This is a genomic window from Siphonobacter sp. BAB-5385 (assembly GCF_002261125.1).
Taxonomy (GTDB): domain Bacteria; phylum Bacteroidota; class Bacteroidia; order Cytophagales; family Spirosomataceae; genus Siphonobacter.
In genome coordinates, this window is the sequence record NZ_NMPS01000147.1 from 47,887 (window position 1) to 65,701 (window position 17,815).

The 17,815-nt window shown below is 48.0% G+C and carries 17 protein-coding genes and 1 pseudogene; 13 read left to right on the plus strand and 5 right to left on the minus strand.

What is annotated here, in order from left to right:
• Positions 1-17: 17 nt before the first annotated feature.
• Entirely contained in the window at positions 18-398 is a 381-nt protein-coding gene (locus BWI93_RS14125) for a hypothetical protein (RefSeq protein ID WP_094812368.1), read from the minus strand.
• Between the two features lie 181 nt (positions 399-579).
• Positions 580-1,823 (minus strand): annotated as a pseudogene (locus BWI93_RS14130) (ABC transporter permease).
• 209 nt (positions 1,824-2,032) lie between these two features.
• On the opposite strand from BWI93_RS14130, the gene queA reads away from it, so the two are divergent.
• From queA to BWI93_RS14180, 10 genes are all read left to right on the plus strand, one after another.
• Positions 2,033-3,088 carry a tRNA preQ1(34) S-adenosylmethionine ribosyltransferase-isomerase QueA gene (gene queA, locus BWI93_RS14135; RefSeq protein WP_094812371.1) on the plus strand — a complete coding sequence of 352 codons (1,056 nt, stop codon included), beginning with the start codon at positions 2,033-2,035 and terminating at the stop codon, positions 3,086-3,088.
• Positions 3,089-3,140: 52 nt separating this feature from the next.
• Positions 3,141-3,821 carry a 2-C-methyl-D-erythritol 4-phosphate cytidylyltransferase gene (locus BWI93_RS14140; protein ID WP_094812373.1) on the plus strand — a complete coding sequence of 227 codons (681 nt, stop codon included), beginning with the start codon at positions 3,141-3,143 and terminating at the stop codon, positions 3,819-3,821.
• Positions 3,822-4,008: 187 nt separating this feature from the next.
• Positions 4,009-4,968, plus strand: coding sequence for a YitT family protein (locus BWI93_RS14145; RefSeq protein WP_094812375.1), 960 nt, complete (start codon positions 4,009-4,011; stop codon positions 4,966-4,968).
• 268 nt (positions 4,969-5,236) lie between these two features.
• Entirely contained in the window at positions 5,237-5,608 is a 372-nt protein-coding gene (locus tag BWI93_RS14150) for a BlaI/MecI/CopY family transcriptional regulator (protein ID WP_094812377.1), read from the plus strand.
• A 97-nt stretch (positions 5,609-5,705) separates the two neighbouring features.
• Positions 5,706-6,977 carry a M56 family metallopeptidase gene (locus BWI93_RS14155; protein WP_094812379.1) on the plus strand — a complete coding sequence of 424 codons (1,272 nt, stop codon included), beginning with the start codon at positions 5,706-5,708 and terminating at the stop codon, positions 6,975-6,977.
• 165 nt (positions 6,978-7,142) lie between these two features.
• Positions 7,143-8,432 carry a tetratricopeptide repeat protein gene (locus BWI93_RS14160; RefSeq protein WP_094812381.1) on the plus strand — a complete coding sequence of 430 codons (1,290 nt, stop codon included), beginning with the start codon at positions 7,143-7,145 and terminating at the stop codon, positions 8,430-8,432.
• A gap of 89 nt (positions 8,433-8,521) precedes the next feature.
• Positions 8,522-9,337: an energy transducer TonB gene (locus BWI93_RS14165; RefSeq protein ID WP_094812383.1), complete on the plus strand. Its 816-nt coding sequence runs from the start codon at positions 8,522-8,524 to the stop codon at positions 9,335-9,337.
• Between the two features lie 222 nt (positions 9,338-9,559).
• Positions 9,560-9,868, plus strand: coding sequence for an isoamylase early set domain-containing protein (locus BWI93_RS14170; RefSeq protein ID WP_094812385.1), 309 nt, complete (start codon positions 9,560-9,562; stop codon positions 9,866-9,868).
• Between the two features lie 317 nt (positions 9,869-10,185).
• Entirely contained in the window at positions 10,186-10,539 is a 354-nt protein-coding gene (locus BWI93_RS14175; protein ID WP_094812387.1) for a hypothetical protein, read from the plus strand.
• Positions 10,540-10,650: 111 nt separating this feature from the next.
• The gene (locus BWI93_RS14180) at positions 10,651-11,043 is read left to right on the plus strand and encodes a gamma-glutamylcyclotransferase (protein ID WP_094812389.1); all 393 of its coding nucleotides are present in this window, start codon (positions 10,651-10,653) and stop codon (positions 11,041-11,043) included.
• Here the strand turns inward: BWI93_RS14180 and BWI93_RS14185 are convergent.
• Together BWI93_RS14185 and BWI93_RS14190 are read right to left on the minus strand one after the other, a co-directional pair.
• Complete coding sequence (locus BWI93_RS14185; RefSeq protein ID WP_094812391.1) at positions 11,040-11,699, minus strand: response regulator transcription factor; 660 nt, start codon at positions 11,697-11,699, stop codon at positions 11,040-11,042. The genes BWI93_RS14180 and BWI93_RS14185 overlap by 4 nt on opposite strands.
• 6 nt (positions 11,700-11,705) lie before the next feature.
• Positions 11,706-12,494 (minus strand): sensor histidine kinase, encoded by a 789-nt coding sequence (locus BWI93_RS14190; RefSeq protein WP_094812393.1) that lies wholly within the window; start codon positions 12,492-12,494, stop codon positions 11,706-11,708.
• Between BWI93_RS14190 and BWI93_RS27825 the strand changes: the two genes are divergently transcribed.
• Complete coding sequence (locus tag BWI93_RS27825) at positions 12,493-12,687, plus strand: hypothetical protein (RefSeq protein ID WP_094812395.1); 195 nt, start codon at positions 12,493-12,495, stop codon at positions 12,685-12,687. The two genes, BWI93_RS14190 and BWI93_RS27825, sit on opposite strands and share 2 nt — an antisense overlap.
• Before the next feature lie 369 nt (positions 12,688-13,056).
• Positions 13,057-14,331, plus strand: coding sequence for a replication-associated recombination protein A (locus tag BWI93_RS14200; RefSeq protein WP_094812397.1), 1,275 nt, complete (start codon positions 13,057-13,059; stop codon positions 14,329-14,331).
• 224 nt (positions 14,332-14,555) lie between these two features.
• Here BWI93_RS14200 and BWI93_RS14205 read toward each other — a convergent pair whose 3' ends face one another.
• Positions 14,556-14,936 carry a DUF423 domain-containing protein gene (locus tag BWI93_RS14205; RefSeq protein WP_094812399.1) on the minus strand — a complete coding sequence of 127 codons (381 nt, stop codon included), beginning with the start codon at positions 14,934-14,936 and terminating at the stop codon, positions 14,556-14,558.
• A gap of 195 nt (positions 14,937-15,131) precedes the next feature.
• On the opposite strand from BWI93_RS14205, the gene BWI93_RS14210 reads away from it, so the two are divergent.
• Positions 15,132-17,801 carry a glucosidase gene (locus BWI93_RS14210; protein ID WP_094812401.1) on the plus strand — a complete coding sequence of 890 codons (2,670 nt, stop codon included), beginning with the start codon at positions 15,132-15,134 and terminating at the stop codon, positions 17,799-17,801.
• Positions 17,802-17,815: the final 14 nt, after the last annotated feature.

A 17,815-nucleotide genomic window follows, 5' to 3' on the forward strand; every position in this document is an offset into this window, starting at 1 on the left:
CCCTCATCCCTGGCAGCCTAGGGCCGTCCGTCAGCGAACGCAGCCCGTACTACAAAGAACTTGGTTTCGCCGTCAAAGTCAAACTGAAAGAGTTTTTCTTCGTAATAAAGCGTTACCCGGCGGCCAGAGCGTAACGCTTCATTGATGGTATTGATCGTTGAATCTTTGCCCGAATCTACGCTAAATTCCCATTTTTCAGCATTCATCTGGCCTGTACCTTCAGAAAAACCGCCCAGTAGCAACTCGCCTTCCCAGGTTTTGAATACGTAACCGCGTTTGCTGAATCGAGTGATCGTTCCGGCTCGTTCGCCTTCTGAGTAATTAATGAGCGTCAATACCCAGAATACAAGAATGGTTACGACAAGTAAGCCGAGTAAAACTTTACCAAAGGTTTTCATGATAGGTTGTTTAATTACGTTTGGAGCACCAGGTGTGGGTGTTACCAGCCTTTTCTCCGCAGGGTTGTTGTGCGATAGTTCAGGGCCTGGTGCGGGGCCAAAGAAAAGTACGTTTATTGAATTTTGCTTATGCTTCGTGTTTTTTTCCTAGCTATCGGCTTAAAAAATATTGCCAGCAAAATTACTTGGAACGAATCGCCAGTACCGGATCCATCCGGGCGGCAATCCAGGCGGGTACGATGCCCGAAAGGAGTCCGATTGTACTGGATACGCCCAACCCAATCAGGATGTTTCGCAGCGAAAGTTCGATGGTTAGGGTTCCTGCGGATAAAAAGTCAGTAGCCAGACGAGCACGATCCCCACCAGACCGCCAATCAGGCTTAAGAAGATGGCTTCAAACAGGAATTGAAATAGTATAAAGTAAGTTTTCGCTCCCAGCGATTTCTGAATGCCAATCAGGTTTGTGCGTTCTTTTACGGATACGAACATGATGTTGGCAATCCCGAATCCCCCAATAAGCAACGAAAACAAGGCAATAATGAGGCCTGCTCCGCGTAAGGCACTAAAGATCGTCTCGACAATGTTCTGAATGGCTTCGGGACGGTTGATGGAAAAGTTATCTTCCTGGTAGGGTTTAAGGCCGCGTTTGGTTCGCATCAGGCCCATTAGCTCGCCCTCAAGTTCCTGAAGTTTCTCGTCGCGGTCGTATCCTTTGATGGAAATATTCGGTTCGGAATACTTGGTATGAAAAAGTTTTGAAAAGGCCAGGTACGGGATATAGCAACGAATGTCGGGCTTACCGCCAATCTCAAACATACCCGTACCGATCCGTTCAATGACGCCGATTACCTGAAAACGCAAGCCTTTAATTTGGATGTAATTACCGACGGCTTCTTCGTAAGGAAACAAATTAGCCGCAATGTCGGCTCCGATCACCGCCACATTACGGGCGGCCTCTTCTTCCATGGGGCTGAAGTAACGTCCTTTTTCGACGGGTAAATCCGAAATCTGATTGTACTGATAGGTGATTCCCCGCACACCCGCCGTCATTGAATTATTCCCGTGTTTAAGCGTTTGTCCACCCCGCCCGTCCGAAATGGCGATGTACTGGGCATTCTCCAGATTACGTTCCAGAAAACGATATTCAGAAAAACTCGGAGCAGGGCGACGGAAGAATTTCCACCAGGCGTAATTCGGCTCGCTGTAATCCCAGGACCATTTGGATACAAACAGCGTATTACTGCCCGTAAAACTCAGGCTTTCCCGGATGCTGTTTTCCAGGGAATCGACCATTGTAAAAACGGCAATGATGGAAAAAATCCCAACCGTTACACCCAATAGCGAAAGGATGGTACGCAGGAGGTTTGACCGCAGGGCCTGCCAGGCGAAACGGAGACTTTCGAACACTTGTCGAAGAAATTTCATACCGGGAATTCTTCTCGTCATTAGGGAAAATCTAAAGTAGAACGATCGCCCCGTCGGGTGCAAGCAAAATGTGGAGGAAAGGCCTGTTTTTCTGGGTTAAACGGCACCCAGCATTTAAAAGATTTTCACAAAAAATCCAAAAAAGCTTGACATTCGGTAGTAAGAAATTGCATATTTAGCCAAAACTATCTGGTATCTAGCTGAATTCCATGAAGTTATCCGAATTTAAATTTGATTTGCCGCAAAATCTTATCGCTCTTCACCCGGCCGAACGCGGCGATTCCCGGCTGATGGTAGTTAACCGGCAAACCAAGCAAATTGAACATCGAAAATTCGGTGACATTGTATCATACTTCGGCGACGGAGATACCATGGTAGTCAACGATACGAAAGTTTTTCCGGCCCGTCTCTACGGAAGCAAGGAAAAAACCGGTGCTCAAATTGAAGTTTTCCTGTTGCGGGAGCTGAACCGTGAGCATCGCCTCTGGGACGTACTCGTTGACCCAGCCCGTAAAATTCGGGTGGGCAATAAGTTATACTTTGGCGACAGTGATCTGGTAGCCGAGGTGATTGATAACACGACTTCCCGGGGCCGTACCATTCGGTTCCTGTACGACGGTGATCACAGTGCCCTGATGAAGGCCATCCACGAACTGGGTGAAACGCCGCTACCGGAGGAAATCAAAAACCGTCGTAAAACGACCGATGAAGATCGCGAACGTTACCAGACGATTTTTGCCGATGATAATAAGGTAGGAGCCGTAGCTGCCCCAACGGCAGGCTTGCACTTTACCAAGAACATCGTCAAGCGAATGGAAATCAACGGAACGCAATTTACGCCCATCACTCTGCATGTGGGATTGGGTACGTTCCGTCAGGTTGACGTGGAAGATTTGACTAAACACAAAACGGATTCCGAGCCGTATTTCATTCCACCCGTTACGGCTGAGGTGGTTAATGCTTCGCTCGACGCCAATAAACGCGTTTGTTCTGTTGGAAATACCGTACTGAAAACGCTGGAATCATCCGTATCGGCGAATTCCCGCCTGAAACCGAGTGAAGGCTGGACCGATCGGTTCATTTTTCCTCCGTACGACTTCAAAATCAGTAATGCCCTGCTGACTAATCTACACTTGCCCGAGTCCGTACTACTGATGGGCGTTTGTGCCTTCGGTGGTTATGATCTCGTCATGCAGGCCTATGAGATTGCGATGAAGGAGAAATATAAGTTCTTTAGTTACGGTGATCTAATGTTGATTTTATAGCCAAAACCGGACGTGTACTAGCCATACGTCCGGTTTTTGCGTTTTTCTCTGCATGAAGCAATACGCCATTCTGGTGGCGGGCGGAAGTGGCAGCCGTATGGGTGTTGCCCTGCCCAAGCAATTTCTATCCGTTGCGGGTAAGCCTATTCTGGTTCATACGCTCGAACGGTTTCTGGCCTATTCTGCCGATCTTCAGATTATTCTTTGTCTCCCGGCCGATCAGCTGGCCTACTGGCAGGAGCTCAAACAAGCGTACCCCCTTCCCTTTAGGCACCCTATCATCGAAACGCCCGGAGGAGCGAGTCGCTTCCAATCCGTGCGGAATGGCCTGCAGCGTATTGAGGGAAGCGAAGGACTCGTAGCTGTGCACGACGGGGTACGTCCCTTCGTTCCGGTAGAGGTCATCGCCGAAAGTTTTCGTACGGCCGCTCAGAAGGGTACGGCGGTAGTATCCGTAGCCGCGAAAGATTCAATCCGACTGGTGCAAAACGAAACGGAAAATCAGGCCCTCGATCGTTCGCGATTACGACTGGTACAAACACCGCAAACGTTTCAGGTGGCCGTACTAAAGCAGGCTTTCGAACAATCCGAAAGTCCATTGTTCACCGACGATGCCAGCGTAGCCGAAGCGGCCGGATTTCCGATTTTCCTCGTGGAAGGTTCGTACGAAAATATCAAAATTACGACACCCGAAGATTTATGGATGGCCGAAGCCATCCTTCGACGATCTTAACTCAGGCCCACCCTTCCTTTAGTTCGTTAACTTTTCTTACAAAAAAATATTCCGCATTAGAATTTACTAATCTGATGTGGATAACTCTTGTTTCTGCCGAAAACATGAGTCAAAATCCTTATATTTACTGATTGCCCATTTCAGGGTAGCTTTTATTTTACATATATTCCTTCCTCATACTAGCTTTATGCATCACACGTCTCCGCCTCTTTTACAAGCAGCTATCGCCTCGACTAGCCGAGGCCCGGTACAACGTTTTCTACGTAGTCAGATCCGGGTCTTTCGTCAAACGTCCCCCCGACAAATCATTAAGGATAATCTGCTTATCGCGATGGGAATTTTCACCGCTGCCATTGGGCTTCGCGGCTTTCTTCTTCCCAGCGAATTTCTGGACGGCGGAGTAACGGGTATTTCGCTGCTGGTTCGGGCACTGACGGGCTGGGATCTTTCCATTCTTTTGATTGCCTTTAATATTCCGTTTATCGTTCTGGGTTATCGACAGATTTCTCTGGGTTTTGCGATACGTACGCTGGTAGCCATTATCTGCCTGGCCTTGTGTCTCGCTTTTCTGCAGTTGCCCGTCTTCACGCACGATAAGCTATTGATTGCCGTCTTCGGCGGATTCTTTCTCGGGGCGGGTATCGGTATGTCTATTCGAGGTGGCTGCGTACTTGACGGTACTGAAATTCTGGCTCTGTACCTGAGCCGTAAGACAGGGTTTACGGTAGGCGACATCATCATGGCGATTAACGTCTGCATTTTTAGCGTCTCAGCGATCCTGATTAACGTTGAAACGGCTCTCTACGCCATGCTTACCTACTTCTCGGCTTCCCGTACCATTGAATTCATTATTACGGGTCTGGAAGAATATACGGCCATCACCATCGTTTCGGAAAAGAGTGAGTACATCCGGCGAATGATTGTGAATGAGATGGGTCGCGGCGTAACCATGTTCAAAGGACAACGGGGATTCGGCAAACGCGGCGAACGCGACGGCGATATTGACATTGTGTATACCGTAATTACACGACTGGAAATTACGCGACTTAAAAATGCCGTCGCCAAAATCGATAATCAAGCCTTTATCGTGCAGCACAGCATCCAGGATACCAAAGGCGGAATGATTAAAAAACGAGCCTTTCACTGATCAGCTGCCAGCCCACAAGGCTGGCAGTTTTTCTATCCGTTCAAGGATAGCTGGACGGAACTTTGTAAGCAGTTCTTTACTTACTCTCCCCGAAGGATCTCACTCATTTTCAGCCCCACCCGATTTCCTAAAACTATTTATCGAAAAAAACGAAAAAAATAGTTGTTAAACTAAAATATTAGTTTAACCTTTGAAGCAAGGATACTTCTGCAAAACGGAAAGGTCTATAGTTTTGATCATTGAAGTATCCATTAAACGATGCACAATTATGGTTGAAAAAGAACTTACCCGGGCCGAGGAGCAGATCATGCACGTACTCTGGACACTGGAAAAAGGTTTTGTCAAAGACGTTCTAGATCAATTACCTGAGCCGAAACCGGCCTACAATACCGTTTCTACCATTATCCGGATTCTGGAACAGAAAGGCTTCGCAGGGCATACGGCCTATGGCAAATCGCACCAGTACCATCCCCTTATTACGAAGGAACAGTACCGGACGTTTGCCACCGAAAAATTAATGGAAGGGTATTTCGGCAATTCCATCGGCAGTTTGTTTTCGTTTTTCGTGAAGAAGAAGAAAGTAGAGCTTAACGAAGCTGACGATATTCTGAAAATGATTGAGCAGATGAAGAAGCAGTAAACGTTGCTTTGCGTCCGTTCCGCTTCTACCCTACACAGGTAAGGGCAGCCCACACCCTCTATCCACCTTTAAACGACCGAAAGGCCACTCCAACGGTATGAATTGGTTGCACTATCTCCTGCAAGTAAATCTGTATTTGGCTGGTTTTTATGGGTTTTACTGTATCCTGCTCCGGCGGGAAACCTTTCACCAGCTTAATCGCAGCTTTTTGCTGGCAGGTACAGCACTGGCTTTCTTTATTCCCGCCATCCAGTCCGACTGGGTACGGAGCTGGTTTGTAACGCAGCAGGTCAATGAATCGATTTACGCCTATTATAATCCAGGGGTGGTATTCATTCGGCCTGATTACCTGGACAACCACGAATCGGTTCATCCACTCGCCTGGGGACACGTGCTGGCGGTCGTTTACATGTGTGGGATGCTTTTTCTGTTAGGCAAGTTCGCCTTCCAGCTCATGCGACTGAGCGATCTGATTCGGTACCGGTACCACCGTAAAGCGAATACGGCTTTTGCGTTTTTCAATCACTTTTTCGTCGGTAAAAATTTACCTAACCGACAAACGATTGAAGCCCACGAACGCGTCCATGTACGGCAGCTTCACTCCGCAGACGTGATCTTTTTTGAATTAGTAGCCATTATCAACTGGTTCAATCCACTGGTTTATTTAATGAAGCAGGACATTCGTCTCTTGCACGAATACCTGGCTGACGAAGTGGCCAGTAAGTGCGAACCCAGTCGGGCCGATTACGCCATGCTGCTATTTTCCCAGCAGTTTGGGGTCAATACAACGGATTTAGTTCATCCTTTTTTTAATAAATCGCTTCTTAAACCTCGAATCAGTATGTTACAGAAAACGCCTTCCAGCACTGCGGCTTTGGGTAAGTATGGATTGATTTTACCCGTCTTTGGGACCATGCTCTTTCTTTCAACCGCTTTTTCGGAGCAAGTAACGGCTCAAGCCAAACCCGCTACGCCCGCGGCTCCTTCGCAAAAGCCCGCAAAAACCAGCCAGCCCGTTCCTGACCCTGAGGTGTATACCGTTGTTGATAAAGCAGCTGGGTTCCCGGGTGGTCAGAGGGCTATGTATGACTTTCTGGCTAAAACCGTTCAATATCCGAAGCCTGCGGCACGAGCCAATGTCCAGGGAAAAGTGTTCGCCCGATTCGTGGTTGAAAAAGATGGCTCGCTTAGTAATATTGAGATTGCAAAAGGCCTGGGTTTTGGTTGTGACGAAGAAGCCATGCGGGTCTTAAACGCCATGCCGAAGTGGGAACCGGGTGTAGCTAAGGGAGAAGCCGTTCGTAGCTACTACAACTTGCCGATTACCTTTATGCTGGACAAAAAGAAAACAGCTAAAACTTCCAAGTAAAGGATCAGCGGCAACTTCTACGGGACGCTTCCTGGATTTCCGCTCTTAAGTACAAACTTGCTCCCCGCGACGTATACCATTTGGCGTAGCATACGATTTCATCCAATACTATTCTCTTTTCTGTAATTGGTACCCTTAGCGTAACACTTCAACTCACTTATCGCTATGATTTTCCGATTTTTACCTCTACTCCTGTTACTACTGGAGTGCCTGACAGGTATGGCCCAATCGCAGAATGATTCCTGGTTACAGGCCCAGGAGCAGATCCGTCGCGGGGAGTATGTCCAGTCGATTCCAGTCTTGCAGAAGATTCTGGAAACGGATAGTACGCAAGTAGAAGCCGCCCTCCAATTAGGCTTCGTACAACAGCGATTGGGCCAGTTACCAGCGGCCCGTAAAACGTATGAAACCGTACTGCGACGTGATACGAGCCAGATCGAGGCGTTGAATCAACTGGCAATATTGTCAGAAAAAAACGCTCAGTATCGCCGGGCCCTGCACTATTACCAACGTCTTATCCAACTCGACACGACGAATGCATATCTGTTTAAACAGGCTGCTGTCCAGTATAGTCGTCTGGAGCAATTGGGTCAGGCCATTGCTTTTTACAATAAGGCGGTGGCTCTCAACCCACAGGATATTGAATCCTGGGGAGAGTTGACGCGGATCCATCTGGATATAAATGATGCCGCTCATCTGAAACTAGCGGGTGAATGCGTTGAGAAAGGCCTGACTATTGATCCCAATTCCATACGGCTGTTGCTACAGAATAGCCGGGTTGATTTCCGGTTGGGGCGATTTGCCGAAGTAGTCACCAGTCTTCAGAAAACCATGGCTCAGGGTGATTCTTCGGCTTTTTACCAGCGAATGTTAGGGCGGGCCTATTACGAAATTGATAGTCTGGATCAATCCATTTTTACGTTCCGGCGATTACTGAATGCGGGGGAAGAAACGGAATACGTATACGGTGGTTTAGGTACGGCGTATCTCCTAAAGGCTAAAAAAGATTCGGCTCATTTTGATCTCAATGCCTTCCGTAATTTCAAACAGGCCATTCAACTGGCACAAACCCGGGTGCCTGACTACCAGATGGGCCTGGGAGATGTCTATGAGCTGGAAGGCAAACCTGCATCCATCAAACGGGCTATTAAAATCTACCAGGAAACCTTTAACCTGTCCGAACGTCCGAAGGCTCTGTACCGACTGGCTCAGTTGCACGATACCTATCAGGTAGATATGGAACTGGCAAAGACGTATTATCAGGAACTCATCAAAACCTGTAAAGTCATTGTGAGTAATCCCCGGAACGCCAGACCCATGGAAATGCTAGATTGCACGTATGCAACGCTGGCAGCAAATCGACTGGCTGAACTCAATAAGTTAACTCCCAACGCTACTGCTCCGCTGGCTCAGGATAGTGTTCAGGTAATAGCCGATACTACCAAAAACGATTAATCATTTTCCACTAAACCCTTTATGGCCCGTTCATTCGGGCTTTTTTCTCCATTTTTATAACTAAAAACTTAGTTTAAACTTATACACCCATGGAAACGTATCAAACCCTCGAAGACTATGTTTTTGCGAACCGCAATCAGGCCTACGGAGCTTATGAACTACGCCAGAGTATAAGCCAGTACCTCCGTTGGGCAACCGTAATCAGTATCAGCCTGTTTCTGGTACTAGCTTTAGCTCCCGTACTTTTTGCTCGTTTATCTCCCTCCAAAAGTTCGGTTTCTGCTCATCTTACGCCGGTGAAAGTAGAACTTGAAACGCCTGAGATTCCCCAAACACCACCTACTCTGCCTCCACCACCCGCTCCTGACGTTCCTCAAACGAACACGTATGAACTTAAACCCCCGGTTGTAGTCGCTGATGAGCAGGTCCCTGACGATTCATTTCTGGCAACCCAAGAGCAGTTGCAGGTCCATCAGGCTGGTTCGCGGACATTTCTGGAGGGTAATGACCTGCCTGCTATTGTAGATGTCACGGAAAGTTCCGGGAAAAAGGAGGATCTGATCGTAGAAGTCAGTCCTAAGAAAAGCAATGAAGTGATGCTAACAGTCGAAATCCAGCCAGAATATCCGGGTGGAATGGAAGCGTTCAATCAGTATTTACGAAAGAATCTTCGTTACCCCACGCAGGCTGAGCAGGCCAACGTAAGTGGCAATGTGTATCTCTCGTTTGTGGTTGAAAAAGATGGAAGCATTACGCAGCTCCAGATTCTGAAAGGATTAGGTTTCGGCTGTGATGAAGAGGCTCAGCGGGTATTACAGGCAATGCCCCGCTGGAAACCCGGCCGCCAACAGGGTCGAGCGGTTAAGTGTCGGTTTAATCTACCTATCGCGTTCCGGCTTGAATAAGTTTTGTGTACTAGCTTATTAGGAAAAATAGTACGAAACAAGGGAAGAAACGGAGAGGTTTTTGTAGCCTACCGCTTCGATCGGACAATTGAACTTTACCAATAAAAAATTTTAAATAGTATATTCCGGTGTTTAGTGTAATTTAAATTTCTGATAATCAGTTGCTTTGTATTGTCGTTAATTGCATATTTGCCTCTGTAAATCAAATGGAATAATCCAACCATGAGTCTGTCTAAGCAAACACTCAAGAGTAAGCCTGTTACAAAGGTCACATTCACTGTTCCTTCTGAGCATTGCAATGGAGCTAAAGCAGTTGCCGTTGTAGGTGAATTCAACGGATGGGATGCCGATGCTACTCCTTTGAAAAAACAAAAAGATGGTTCTTTTAAAGGCACTGTTGAATTAACAACTGGCAAAGAATATCAATTCCGTTATTTAGTCGATGGCGAAGTCTGGATCAACGAAACCGAAGCGGATAAATTTGTTGCTAGTGGCATTTCTATGGAAGAAAACTCAGTGGTTGTCCTGTAATATACGGTACATCATTTTTCTGAATCCCCGGCTTTTTTATAAAGTCGGGGATTTTTTTGTTACAGCTTGCAACGTTTATGCCTGCTTTTGCATCCTTTATCCAGAAACCAAATCAATCACCAGCACGGAAGTGTTTTACAAAGAAAAAGTAAAAATTTTAGGTACCATGTATTGCAAAGTACCTAACAACACCTATCTTTGTAACATCAAAATAAGAACAGCGATACCGTTTAGTTTCCGTTCATCCCGAAGTGGTAGCATAAACTAAGTTTTTATCGTTGTTTTGAATCACCTCCGAACGTAAACTCCTTTCAGCCATGAAGTTCTTTGGTCTTGCATTCCGAAAAATTTCCTTCCTGTTGGTACTGCTGGGATTATTCAATGTCCAGGGTTTCGGTATGGGTACCCCCCACCGCTTGTATACGGGTAAAGGACTGGTTACCCAACTGGCCCGTAAAACCAGTACGCTGGTTCATACCAAATCCAACGAAATTCCAGCGAAGGCTGCAACTATTACTTCTTATCCGAAAGTAGCCCGTTCGTTAATGACGGTAATACTGGATTGGGCCATACAACTCTTTACGTCCCAAGAAGACGTAACTACGATACCATCGCAGAAGAATCGGACCCCTCAGGGCCGTTCGGTCTGCCCGACCATTTATCAGGTCTAACACTTTTTTTAGTTTTGGTTAAGGGTTATTTGGACAAAGCCGCTCATTTGAGCGGCTTTGCCTTTAGAAGCCCTATGTTCTTCCGTTTGATTTTAATTATATTCCCTTCCTATGAACTATCTATTTGTCTACGGTACCTTACGACGAACGGCCAACCATGCCATGCATGAGGTGCTGCAGCGGCAGGCCCAGTGGGTGGATGAAGGTTCAGTACCCGGAAAGCTCTACCTGATTGACTGGTATCCTGCTCTGACCCGAAGTCAGGATTCAGACGACCGGGTGAAAGGTGAGGTGTATTGGCTACCAGACCCAGAGCGTACCTTTGCCGAACTGGACTCTTATGAAGGGTACTATCCCGAAGACGAAGCCCATTCCGATTATTTACGACAACCCGAAACCGTGCAGCTTCTTGACGGCACCTCGGTTCAGGCCTGGGTATACATTTATAATTTGCCTACGATCGGGCTAACGCAAATTAAAAGTGGGGATTTTCTCAATCGTTAATACAAGCCGTTCTTCACCGCGTATACAACCATAGCTGCCGTATTTTTTGCCCCGATTTTCTCCATGATGCGAGTACGGTGTCCTTCTACGGTACGGTCACTGATGTACAGCCTTTCAGCGATTTCGGCGTTGGTTAGTCCACTGCATATGAGTTGCAGTACTTCCAGTTCGCGTTCACTCAGGGGTGTTTGAGAAGAAAAAGAAGGTTTTCTGGGCTTCGAGCGTTCGATCATCCGACGGTGCATCACCTTCGTCAGGAAAGCTCCGTAATAGTAGTTTTCTTCCATGACCGTCCGGACGGCTTTCACAACCTCGTCGGGATCGCTGTCTTTGATCAGGTAACCGTTGGCTCCCAGTTCCATCAGGTTGGTTACGAATCCATCATCATCGTGCATGGATATGATGATAATCTTTACCTCCGGAAAACGATTTCGCAGCTGTTCGGTGGTTTTAATACCGTCCAGAACCGGCATTTGTAAATCCAGTAAAACGACATCGGGTACCTGAAAGGCCAGTTGGGTGAGCAAATCCTGCCCATCCTGAGCTTCCAGGATAACCTCAATTGAATCGTAGGTTTTCAAGATATTGGCCAGTCCCCTCCGAAAAAGGGCATGATCATCGGCAATAGCTACGCGAATGTGGGAAGTACCACTCATAAGTAATCAGGACGTATGCAGCGGAATGTCAACGACGGTATGTGTTCCCTGACCGGGAGAAGTTTCAAACACGACATCCCCTCCTACTACGTTCAAACGGCTTTCAATATTTTTCAAGCCCATAGGAGTCGTTTGCTGCTGAACTTTCGACCAGTCGAAGCCCATTCCATTATCACTTAATGTAAAAAAAACTCGTTTCGGTTGGTACAGCAATAATACCTCAATACGACTCGCCTCGGCGTGTTTAAGGCTATTCTGGAGTAACTCCTGGGCTACCCTGAATAAAGTAAATTCAATGGACCGATCAAGGCGGTGTTCTTCTCCGCGGCACTCCAGTTCAATGCATACGTCGGGATGCGATTGCTGTAACTTTTCAACCAATTCCTGTAATACGATCACCAAACCCAGTTTTTCCAGGGCAGGTGGCTGTATCTCTTTGGTAATTCGCCGAACGTTCTTCACCGCCTCTTCGAGCAGGCGTTTGGTCTGTTCAGCACTCTGCAGCGATTCCGGACAGTTATCCAGATAACGGGTTACCAGCGAAAAACTCATTCGCGTGGCCGATAGCAGACTTCCTATATCTTCGTGTAAATCAGCTGCAATTCGCTGGGCTTCTGCTTCCTGCGAGCGAATACTGGCTTCGAGACTGCCTTCCAGGTACCGAATGAATGCTTTCTGACGTAACTGCTTTCGCCTGGTCATTACAAAAAACAGCAGACTCCCCAGACCCATGAGTGCTGTAAATGTAATACCAGCCGCCAGCGTTAGCGGAAAGTCTTCTAAGGTGTGGTTCATGGATGCCTATTCTAAAACCAATGCCGGAATAATTCGCCTTACCAGGCTCGCTACTGATCGGATTGCCTTTGGGCTCTATACAGAAATAGCCAACGGCTCTCTTTTGATCCGTTTATTACTGAAAGCACCGGAGACTTCAGCGATCATCTCCTTGCTTACAACCGCTGGACTCATCGACGAGAGCGTCGTGTGAACCGCTCTTTTTTACTATGCGTATGGGAAAGTCCTGGGGTAGTTACAACTAATTTCGGCTAGACAAACTAACAATCAAGATTGGTTTGGGAAGCTTTTTCAGAGGATTGGTAACTAAAGATCGGTTTCCGGTTTATTCAGTTAGTAAATTTGCATGGATTACGTATGGCCTCCAACTGGTTCCCTTAAAATCGGGGAAAAAGCCGGGTAAAATCAAGGGAAAATACCTAAGCACTACCACCTATTTTACTGCATTATTTTGAAAACAGTGGTTCAGTTTTTTGCGAAGGTCATCTCATAAACAGATTTGTTTTTCGCTACATAACCTGGGCGTTTGCTAGTAAAAGTAGTCAAATTTTCTGCACTTCGTATGCAACCACTCGCCGAACGCATGCGTCCCCGTACGCTGGATGAATACATTGGCCAACAGCATCTTTTAGGCCCCAAAGCCGTACTCCGCCAAGCCATCGATGCCCAGCGGATTCCCTCCATGATTCTCTGGGGCCCGCCGGGTGTGGGTAAGACTACCTTGGCAACCCTCATTTCGCAGTCACTGAAAGTCCCGTTTTTTAGTCTTTCCGCCATTAATTCAGGCGTAAAGGATATTCGGGATACGATTGAATCGGCCTCTAAACAGCGATTTTTCAGTTCAGCCAGTCCTATTTTGTTCATCGACGAAATTCATCGCTTTTCCAAATCGCAGCAGGATTCTTTGCTGGGGGCCGTCGAACGGGGCATTGTGACGCTTATCGGAGCCACTACCGAGAACCCATCCTTCGAGGTTATTCCCGCCTTGCTCTCCCGCTGTCAGGTGTACGTACTGAAATCGATTGAAAAAGCCGACCTGATTCAGATGATTGACCGGGCTCTGGCTCAGGATGAGTACCTGAAAGACCGGGACATTCGGGTCGAAGAATACGAGGCGATGCTGCAGCTTTCGGGGGGGGATGGTCGGAAGTTGTATAACATTCTTGAACTGATTACCAACTTCCAGCGGGCGGGCGAACCGCTGGTAATTACCAACGAACTGGTTTTCGAGAAAGTCCAGCAAAACATTGCTCTGTACGATAAAGGCGGCGAAGCCCATTACGACATCGCCTCGGCCTTTATCAAATCCATTCGTGGCTCGGACCCCAATGCGGCCATTTACTACCTGGCCCGGATGCTCGACGGTGGCGAAGATATTGAATTCATCGCCCGTCGAATTCTGATTTCAGCCGCTGAAGATGTGGGTCTGGCCAATCCTAACGCTTTGTTACTGGCCGAAAGCTGTTTCCAGGCGGTGAAAGTACTCGGCATGCCCGAAGCCCGTATTCCACTGGCCGAAGCGACCATTTATCTGGCTACTTCCCCAAAAAGCAACTCGGCATACGCCGCTATCAATCAGGCTCTGGAGCTGGTTCAGAAAACCGGGGCTCAGCCCATTCCACTCCACCTGCGGAATGCTCCGACCAAGCTGATGAAAGAGTTGAATTATGGGAAAAACTATCAGTATGCCCATCAGTTCAAGAACAACTTCGTCGAACAGGAATTTTTACCCGAATCCTTAACGGGTACCAAACTCTTCGATCCGCAGGAAAACGGGGCCGAAGAGAAAATCCGCGAACGCCTCCGGGCCTTGTGGCAGGAGAAGTACGGGTATTGAGGTAAATGGGAGTTTAAGGAGGTTTGAACAGGTTTAAAGTTTAAGATTTGAATAGGTTTAAAGTTTGAGAAAGGTTTGAGGTTTGGTAGAGGTTTGATAGAGATGTAAGCTCTAACATAGAAATATGGATTTGTATGTACAAACGTTCTATCCTTCGCCAACTTCATACTTTTAAAACCTAAACCATTTCAAACTTGAAACACTTTTCAAACCTCCTCCCCTCCTCAAGCCTTCACCACCTGAAACGCCAGCAGTACCCAGCCAATAATCAGGGCCGTACCACCGATGGGAGCGACGGCACCAAACACTTTGATTCCCGTAAAGCAGATCGTATAGAGCGATCCGCTGAAAATGATGACACCGATCAGGAAAGCCCAACCTGCCCAGCCCAATCCTTTCTCTACTGCGGGCAGCTGATTCATCAGCAAACCAATTGCCAGTAAGGCCAGTGCGTGATAAAACTGATACCGAACAGCTGTTTCAAAAGTATCGAAGCGACCGGTAGCTACGAGCATGGGTTTCAGAGCGTGGGCACCAAAAGCCCCCAATCCAACGCCCAACGCCCCCAATAAAGAGCCAGCCAGCAGAGCAAATTTTGCAGTCATAGAAAAAAATACGTTAAGTCAGAAATTTTACGCTATTTATGGCCGTATCCTACACAGCCTTTCTCAGGAAGGCGTAAATTTCGGATACGATCGTTACATTGTTTCGTAAAAGGTTACGAACCCGCCGAAGTTTTTATGGTTATGCCGTTTATGCTCAGCCGGATTCCCATGTCGTAACCCTCACTCTACTCACGTATGATTGCTGAAAAAGCTAGACTTTCCCAACGGGCAGACAACAAAGGATGGAAAAAGTGGGGCCCGTACTTGGCTGAACGCCAATGGGGTACGGTTCGCGAAGACTACTCTTCTAACGGCGATGCCTGGAATTTTTTCTCCCATGACGCCGCCCGCAGCCGGGCCTACCGCTGGGGTGAAGACGGAATTGGGGGAATCTCCGACAATAAAGGACACATCTGTTTTGCGTTCGGATTCTGGAATCATAAGGACGGTATTCTGAAAGAACGCCTGTTTGGATTGACCAACCCTGAGTCAAACCACGGCGAAGACGTCAAGGAGTTGTACTACTACCTGGATTCGACGCCGACGCACTCGTACATGAACATGCTGTATAAATACCCGCAGCAGGCCTTTCCCTACGAGCAGATTCTGGGTGAAAACCGTTCCCGCAACCGCGAACAGCCCGAGTTTGAAATCATCGATACCGGCGTTTTCGATAATGACGAGTACTTCGACATGAACATTGAGTACGCCAAAGCCGATGAAAGTGATATTCTGATTAAACTGACGGTTCACAACCGCGGTCCCAAGGCAGCTCCCATTACGGTACTGCCCACGCTCTGGTTCCGGAATACCTGGATCTGGGGTTACGAAAACTACAGCGTTCGCCCCATGCTGACGGGGTACTCCAATTCGCTGATTGAAGTCAGCCACAAAATTCTGGGTAAGTACAAGCTGTACGTGGAAGACGCGGATGCCCTGCTTTTCTGCGAAAACGAAACCAACTTCGAGCGGATTTATAACAGTCCCAACTTTTCACCGTATCCGAAAGATGGTATCAACGATTACATCGTTTCGAACGGAAAACGGAAAACGGTCAATCCTAATAACATTGGTACCAAAGCTTCGGCTCAGTATACCAAAACGGTCCCGGCGGGCGGTAGCTTTACCATCCGGTTGCGGTTTTCAAATTACTCCAATCACGAACCGTTTACTGATTTTGATACCATTTTTCAGCAACGGATCGAAGAAGCCGATGAGTTTTACGGAGATCTGCAAAAGAACGTAAAAGACGAGGAGCTGCGGAAGATTCAGCGGCAGGCCTACGCGGGCATGCTCTGGTCCAAGCAGTTTTATTACTATAACGTCAATGAATGGCTCAACGGTGATCCGGCCATGCCCAAACCCGCTCCCGAGCGAAAGTTTGGACGAAACCGGACCTGGCGGCACATGTACACGGCCAACATCCTGTCCATGCCCGACAAGTGGGAGTACCCCTGGTTTGCGGCCTGGGATCTGGCGTTCCACTGTATTCCGCTGGCTCGCCTTGACCCGGATTTTGCCAAACGTCAGCTTGCCGTTGTGTTGCGGGAGTACTACATGCACCCCAACGGTCAGATTCCCGCTTACGAATGGACGTTTTCGGACGTGAACCCGCCCGTACATGCCTGGGCTACCTGGAAAGTATACGAGATTGACAAGGAAATGAACGGCACCGGGGACATTGGCTTCCTCGAACGGGTGTTCCACAAACTGCTGCTCAACTTTACCTGGTGGGTTAACATTAAGGATGAACAGGGCAACAACATCTTCGGGGGCGGTTTCCTCGGTATGGATAACATCGGGGTATTTGACCGTTCGGCTCAGTTACCCCTGGGCGGCCATTTGGAGCAGGCGGATGGTACGGGCTGGATGGCCATGTACACGCTGAACATGCTCCGGATTGCCTGCGAAATTTCACTGGAACGACCCGCCTATCAGGATATGGCTTCGAAGTTTTTCGAGCACTTCCTGCACATTGCCGGAGCCATGAAATCGCTGGGTCGGGAAGAAATCAGCCTCTGGGACGAAGAAGATCAGTTTTACTACGATTTACTCCACATTCCCAACGGCCCGAGCATGTTGCTGAAACTCCGGTCGATGGTCGGACTGATTCCGCTGTTTGCCGTGGAAGTACTGGACCCGGATTTGCTCGATACTCTGCCCGATTTCAAACGTCGCGTGGAATGGGTACTGACGAACCGGCCCGATCTGGCTTCGCTGATTTCCCGCTGGTACGAACCCGGCAAGGGCGAAACCCGTTTGCTCTCCATCATTCGCGGCCACCGGATGAAGATGATTCTGAAACGGGTATTCGACGAAGCAGAATTCCTGTCTGATCACGGCGTTCGTTCGCTCTCTAAGTACTACGCCGATCATCCGTACGAGTTTCGGGTGGGAAATGAAGTGCTTCGCGTGGCCTATACGCCCGCTGAAAGTACGGGTTCAATGTTTGGGGGTAACTCCAACTGGCGGGGCCCGGTGTGGTTTCCAATGAACTTCCTGTTCGTGGATTCGCTCTTGAAATTTCACCAGTACTACGGCGATGATTTCGAAATTGAATATCCGACCAATTCCGGCGAACTGGTAACAATCAAGGAAGCGGCTCTGGCCGTAGCAGCCCGATTAATCAGCATCTTTACGCCCGATCCGGAAACGGGGATTCGACCCTATCAGCGGGACTACAAGAAATTCAATACGGATCCGCATTTTAAAGATCACCTCCAGTTTTTCGAATACTTCAACGGAAATGACGGCTCCGGACTCGGAGCAGCTCACCAAACGGGCTGGACCGGGCTGGTAGCCGAGTTGATTGAGTACGTGCATACACTCAAACAAACCGTCGAAGCGGCTCGGTTGAAACAATAGATTTTAGCGTATTA